The 7,100-nt window shown below is 60.8% G+C and carries 1 protein-coding gene and 2 pseudogenes; 1 reads left to right on the top strand and 2 read right to left on the bottom strand.

Annotation, left to right across the window (positions count from 1 at the left end; translation table 11 throughout):
• Positions 1-454: 454 nt before the first annotated feature.
• Positions 455-1,154: pseudogene (locus M3I54_RS43030) on the bottom strand (IS6 family transposase).
• 249 nt (positions 1,155-1,403) lie between these two features.
• Between M3I54_RS43030 and M3I54_RS43025 the strand changes: the two are divergent.
• Positions 1,404-6,851, top strand: coding sequence for an AAA family ATPase (locus M3I54_RS43025; protein ID WP_254346438.1), 5,448 nt, complete (start codon positions 1,404-1,406; stop codon positions 6,849-6,851).
• A 105-nt stretch (positions 6,852-6,956) separates the two neighbouring features.
• On the opposite strand, the pseudogene M3I54_RS43020 reads toward M3I54_RS43025, so the two are convergent.
• Positions 6,957-7,100: pseudogene (locus tag M3I54_RS43020) on the bottom strand (IS701 family transposase); the annotation flags it as partial.

Here is a 7,100-nt window from a genome sequence, read left to right as displayed (position 1 = left end):
CCCGAAGTGCTTGGCAAAGTTGCTCACCTGCTGGAGATACACGCGTTGCGTGTTGGCCGCGAGGTTGCGCACGCGCATATCCTCGATCATGCGTCGACGTAGGGGTGTCATGGTGGACTCCGCTCTGAATGGTCACGGCAGCAAATTGCACTGCCATCGTCGCACTCGAGCAGAGGGGCCCTGCAGATGATCCCGGAGCCGATGTCGCTGGCCAACCACCACCTCCCGCTTCAGCGGGTTAGTTCAATATTTTTTATCTGTCCATTCGTGATGAACGTTTCAGATCTTTTACAATCCCAGCTGTCAGGTGTCCAATGGGGGGATGCCAAGATTCGGGGCTTTTTCGTACGTCAAAGCTCCGGGCGTGCGTCACAAGCGTCGCGGACCCACCCAATACGGCTCTGGTGCAAATAGGCGGTCTGCACGAGATTTTTCCTATATAGAGGATACCTTATCAAGCAGACAAGACGTCCTCCCAGACTGCGGGCGCAGTGGCATCTTTGAGGCCGAGCTTCGCGAGACCGAATTGTCCCTTGCGAATACGATGTACCAGCTCAATACGAGAGAGGGTGATCGCTGCATTCCTGAAACGCTTGAAGCCGAGCATGACTTTCGTCCGGGGACTTGATGTTGCGGTGGTCCTGCTCGACCAGATTATTGAGATATTTCGAGGATCGGACCTTCGTGTCCTCAGGCAGCAGGCCATCGGCCTTCATCTCGCGCACGGCGCGGTGCGAGGCCGCATAGCCGTCAAGCGTGATGGTCTTCGGTGGCTGGCCTTGATGTTTGATCGCCTTCCTGAAAAAGGCTTTTGCCGCCTTCACGTCGCGCCTGGCACTGTCTGGCCCACCCGATCCACCGCCCGATAAAGATAGACCCACTTGCCGCGCAGCTTGAGATAAGTCTCGTCAACACGCCAGGACTGGCCGGTGGGCCTGCCGAAGATTCCACCGTTTGACGAACTCCGGCGCAAAGCGCTGCACCCAGCGCAGGATCGTCGTGTGGGCCGGCGCCAGACCCCGTTCCGCCATCATTTCGACCAGATCGCGCAAGCTAAGCTTGTAGCGCAGGTACCAGCGAACACACAGAATGATCACATCGCGGTCAAAGTGACGGCCTGCAAACAGTTCGTCCAGGCTCTTCAGCTTGCTCATCCCCAGTTCTCAATTCGTTCAGCCCGACACCTTAACCGATTCGCCCCCGCGCTATTTGCACCAGAGCCCAAATACAAGTGGCCATGGCAGCGTCGCACCGGGTATCGTGCAACTGTAGTCAGCGACGTTGCTGACCGCGCAGGCGCCCCCCGGGCCACTCCGGTCGCGCCCTGCGCGCTATAGACAGACGAATAGGGCCACGTATCTTGATAGAATCAAGGGCTAGAGCCTGACTGTGAATGACGGCACATGAACTATCAACATGGCTCCGACACGGGCTTCAGTGTCCACGTCCTGTGGGAGGATGAAGAGCGCACCTTCTGCCGTGTCGGGTCCCCTGGCGCCACCGACAGTGTGCTGGTCGTGCGCAGCGCCGACGAACACCCCTCGACCGCCCTTCTCGATCGCCTCGCTCACGAGTTCGCGCTGAAGGAACAGCTCAACAGCGCGTGGGCGGTGCGCCCCATCAAGCTGGTGCGCGAAGACGGACGGATGGCCCTGCTGCTCGAGGATCCGGGTGGCGACCCACTCGAGCGCCTGGTCGGTGCGCCTGTCGGGGTGGAGCGTGTCTTGTCGCTCGCCGTGGACATTGCCGCTACGCTGGTCAAGCTCCATCAGTGCGGCCTTGTCCACAAGGACCTCAAGCCCGCTCATATTCTGGTTGACTGCACAGACAGGCAGCCGCGGCTCACCGGATTCGGCATCGCTTCGCAACTGCCGCGCGAGCGGCAATCACCGCAGCCGCCTGAAACGATCGCCGGCACCCTCGCCTACATGGCACCTGAACAGACCGGACGGATGAATCGCTCAATCGATTCGCGCAGTGACCTTTATGCATTCGGGGTCACGCTCTATCAAATGCTCACGGGGACCCTGCCGTTCATGGCCTCCGACCCGATGGAATGGGTGCATTGCCATATTGCACGAAAGCCGGTGCCCCCAAGCGAGCTGGTAAACACGGTCCCAGCTGCCGTCTCGGAACTTGTCATGAAGCTGCTCGCAAAGACGCCCGAGGAGCGCTATCAGACTGCGGCGGGCGTCGAGCGAGACCTGCGGCGTTGCCTGACCGAATGGCAACGTCAACGCCACATCGATGCCTTCCTGCTGGGTGAATACGACATGCCCGACCGGCTCCGGATCCCCGAGAAGCTCTATGGGAGGCAGAACGAGGTCAAGGCCCTGATTGCCGCATTTGATCGAGTGGTCAACACCGGCACGCCTGAACTCGTGCTGGTTTCCGGTTGTTCGGGCATCGGCAAGTCTGCGGTCGTCAGTGAACTGCACAAGGCGCTGGTACCACCACGTGGACTCTTCGCGTCGGGCAAGTTCGACCAGTACAAACGCGACATACCCTATTCGACACTCGTGCAGGCCATTCAGGGCCTGGTGCGGTCGCTTCTCGGCAAGCCGGACACGGAGCTCGCGGTCTGGCGCGACGCATTGGTCACAGCACTGGGTCCGAATGCGCGCCTCGTGACCGAGATGATTCCCGAGTTGAAGCTCGTCATCGGAGACCCGGCGCCCGTCCCGGAACTCGAGCCGAATCAGGCGCGACACCGCTTCGAACTCGTCTTCCGGCGCTTTATCGGCGTGTTTGCGCAACGTGAGCATCCGCTGGCACTCTTTCTCGACGATCTGCAATGGCTCGACGCCGCGACGCTCGATTTGCTCGACGATCTTCTGACGCGCTCTGATCTTCAATATCTGATGCTGATCGGCGCCTATCGCAGCAATGAAGTGGATGCCAGCCATCCGCTGCTGCGCAAGCTTCAGACGTTCAGGGCGGCGGGCGCACGGATCGACGAAATCGCTCTAGCGCCTCTCGCTTGCGAGTACGTGGAGCAACTGAACGTCGAAGCGCTTCACTGTGAGCCGGCGCGCGCCGCACCGCTTGCCCGCCTCGTGCATGAAAAGACGGCGGGCAATCCGTTCTTCGTGATCCAGTTTTTGCACGCGCTCGCCGATGCCGGTCTCATCAGCTTCGACCATGACAACGCCTGCTGGTGCTGGGATCTGCCCCGCATCCACGGCACGGGATACACCGACAACGTGGTAGACCTCATGGTCGCGAAGCTGGCGCGTCTGCCCACTGAAACGCAGCGCGCGTTGCAACAGCTCGCCTGCCTCGGCAACACCGCCTCGCTTGCGATACTGCCGAAGGTTCTGGGCACCTCGACGCGGGAAATTCGAGCGCTGCTGCGGCCTGCAGTCGATCAGGAACTGGTCGAGCAACGGGAAGACGCGTACGCGTTTGTACACGACCGGGTGCAGGAAGCCGCCTATTCGCTGATTCCGGGAGATTTGCGTGCCGACACCCACCTGCGAATCGGGCGGCTGCTCGCAGCGCAAACCGCCGCTGGCAGAATGGAAGATGCGATCTTCGAGATCGTCAGCCAACTCAACCGTGGCGCAGCGCTGATGACTTCCCAGCAGGAACGCGAGCAACTGGCCGAGTTCAACCTAAGCGCAGCCCGGCGAGCCAAGGCGTCGACAGCCTATGCGTCGGCGCTCACCTACCTCACTGCTGGCGCGGAACACCTGACGGGCGACTGCTGGGAGCGCAGGCATGAACTGATTTTCGCGCTGGAGTTGAACCGGGCCGAATGCGAGTTCCTCACCGGGCGGTTAGCGGACGCGCAAGAGCGGCTGGCCATGCTGTCAAGCCGCGCGACGACTACCGCCGAACAGGCGCATGTTGCGTGTCTGCGCATGGATGTTTACCTGACTCTCGACCGGAGCGGTCGCGCGGTCGAAGTCTGTCTCGACCACCTCCGGCAAGTCGGTATTGACTGGGCAGCGCACCCGCACGAAAACGACGTACAGCGGGGATACGAAACGGTCCGGTCACTGCTTGCAGGTCGGACAATCGAGGCACTCATTGATGTGCCATTGATGACGGATCCGATGTCCCTTGCGATCGCCGATGTGCTGAGCAAGCTCTTGAGGCCGGCCTGGTTCTTCGACGCGAATCTCGCGTCCCTCGCCATATGCAAACTGATCAGTCTTAGTCTGGAGCGCGGCAACTGCGACGCCTCGTGCTTTGCGTACGTCATGTTCCCCCGGATTGCAGGACCACGCTTTGGCGAATACCACGCCGGTATCCAGTTCGGCCAGCTTGGTTTCGATCTGGTCGAGCGCCGGGGACTCAAACGCTTCGAGGCAGTGACGTATCTCTGCTACGCGCTCTACGTCGTGCGCTGGACGAAACACGTGCGCGTCAGCAGCGAGGTGCTGCGCCGCGCGTTCGAAGCGGCAACCCGGACCGGGGACCTTCCGTCTGGCGCCTATACCTGCTGCCACGTTGTTTCGGACCGGCTTTTTGCCGGTGAGCCGTTGATCGACGTGCAACGCGAAGCTGAACAGGGCCTTGCATTCTCCGTGAAGGCGCGTTTCGGCCTTGTCGTCGATAACCTCACTACGCAACTTGCGCTGATCCGGATGCTCCGCGGCTCGACGTTAAAATTCGGTCGTTTCGACTACGGCGAGTTCAACGAGCTTCGTACGGAACAGCGTTTGTCCGCCAACCCCGCGCTCGCGACGGCTGCGTGCTGGTACTGGATCCGGAAACTACAGGGGCGCTACCTTTCAGGCGACCATGTGGCCGCCGTGAATGCGGCAGCGGTCGCGCAGCAGCTCCTCTGGAGCTCGTCGTCGCACCTGGAGGAGTGCGAGTACCACTTCTACGGCGCGCTCGCACTCGCCGCACATTGCGACCGTGCACCAGCCGGGGAGCGACAGCAGCAGCACGACGCCATCGCTGCGCATTGCCGGCAACTGGAGATATGGGCGAAGAACTGTCCGGCGAATTTCGGCAATCGCGCTGCGCTGGTGGGCGCGGAGATGGCGCGCCTGGAAGGCCGTGATGTCGACGCGATGCGGCTCTACGACGAGGCCATTCGCCTCGCGCGCGCAAACGGCTTTGTACACAACGAAGCGCTTGCCAATGAACTCGCATCCGGTTTCTACGCGGCGCGCGATTTCGACAAGATTGCCCGTGTCTATTTGCAGGACGCGCGCCGGGGCTACCGACACTGGGGCGCCGAAGGCAAGGTGCGCCAACTCGACGAACTGTTCCCCCATCTCAGGGATGAGGAGCGCACGCCCGGACCAGGCAGCACGATCGGGGCGCCTGTCGAACACCTTGACCTTGCTACTGTAATCAGGGTATCGCAAGCGGTTTCGGGAGAGGTCGTTCTCGACAGGTTGATCGACACGATCATGCGCACGGCAATCGAACAGGCAGGCGCGGAGCGGGGGTTACTCATTCTTTCGCATACGGGCGAACAGCGGCTCGCAGCGGAAGTCGGGACGGACGGCGCAAAACCTCGCGTCCAATTGCGGGATGTGCCCGTAAGCGCAACCGTGATGCCCGAGTCGGTGCTCCACCATGTGCTGCGCACAAGGAAGAACGTCATTCTCGACGATGCCGTGAACGAGCCCGCGTTCGCGATGGACGCATATATCCGCGAGCATCGAACCCGTTCCGTTCTCTGCATGCCGTTGATGAATCAGGCAAAGCTGATCGGCGCTCTGTACCTCGAAAACAATCTGATCACCCGCGCCTTCACCTCAGCACGGAGTGCGGTACTCCGGCTCCTCGCGTCGCAGGCGGCGACTGCGCTCGAGAATACCCGACTGTACCGCGACCTTGCCGAACGCGAGGCAAGAATCCGGCGACTCGTCGATGCCAATATCATCGGCATCATCGTGTGGAACGCCGAAGGTGACATCCTCGAGGCTAATGACGCGTTTCTGCGCATGGTGGGATATGACCGTACTGAACTTGCCGCAGCCCGTCTACGCTGGCGAGATCTGACGCCGGACGAATGGCGCGAAAGCGCCGAACAGGCTCTGCTACAGATCGGACAGGACGGGCGTATTCAACCTTCCGAGAAGGAGTACGTCCGGAAGGACGGCAGTCGTGTGCCCGTCATGGTCGGCCGGGCGGCGTTCGATGCCAGCGGGAAGGAAGGCGTCGCCTTCGTGATTGATCTGACCGTGCTCAAGGAGGCGGAGCGCCGTTTGCGCGAGTCCTACGAAATGCTTCGGGAGCTCACGTCACATCGAGAAATGGCTCGCGAGGAAGAGCGCAAGCACATCGCACGTGAGATGCACGACGAACTTGGACAGCATCTCACCGCGCTTCGCCTGCAGGCGTCGGCATTACGCATGCAGTTGGGCCGAGATCGACCGGAGCTGGTCGCGCAGACCCAGGTACTGATTTCCCTTGTGGATGAAACGATGCAGGTCGTCAGAGGGGTGATCGCATCGCTGCGTCCGGCAGCACTCGACACTGGCATTGCGGCAGCGCTCGAGTGGCTCGCTGCAGAGTTCAACCGCAACGGCCGCACAGTCTGTTACCTCAACTTGCAGGACGAGAACATCGTCGTGAGCGAGGATCGCGCTATCGTCCTGTTCCGCCTCGTCCAGGAGGCGCTGACCAACGTCGCCCGTCACGCGGTGGCGAATCGGGTGATTATCGGGCTGAAACGAACACATGACGCCTATCTGCTGGACGTGAACGACGACGGTGTCGGGTTCGATGTTCTGGCAACCGGGAAGAGATCGTTCGGTCTAGCGGGGATGAAAGAGCGTGTTCTGATGCTGGGTGGCGAAATCGACGTTATCAGTTCGCCGGGCGCCGGCACCACAATCAAGGTGACACTTCCAGTCGATCGTGAACAAGCTGTCCCCTAATACTACTGTGTCATATAAGTAACTGCGCGATCTACTGTCGTACAGCAAGAAAGCCATCGTTGCATGAGCCCTTGTCCAAGCAGGATGCGCAATGTAGTAATGGAATCAGGAACGTGGCGCTGAGCGCGCTGGACTGCCCCGGGGGATGTAATCCGAGGGAAGGGCAGGCAGCGCGCGTTCAAGGAAGTTTTTTTTACCATGTCCACCTGATTGCATTCTGAGTCGTTGAGCCATCAGAAACCCATACGC

Source organism: Paraburkholderia sp. CNPSo 3274 (assembly GCF_024206475.1).
In the GTDB taxonomy this organism is placed as follows: domain Bacteria; phylum Pseudomonadota; class Gammaproteobacteria; order Burkholderiales; family Burkholderiaceae; genus Paraburkholderia.
This window is presented reverse-complemented; position numbering and strand designations above follow the sequence as displayed.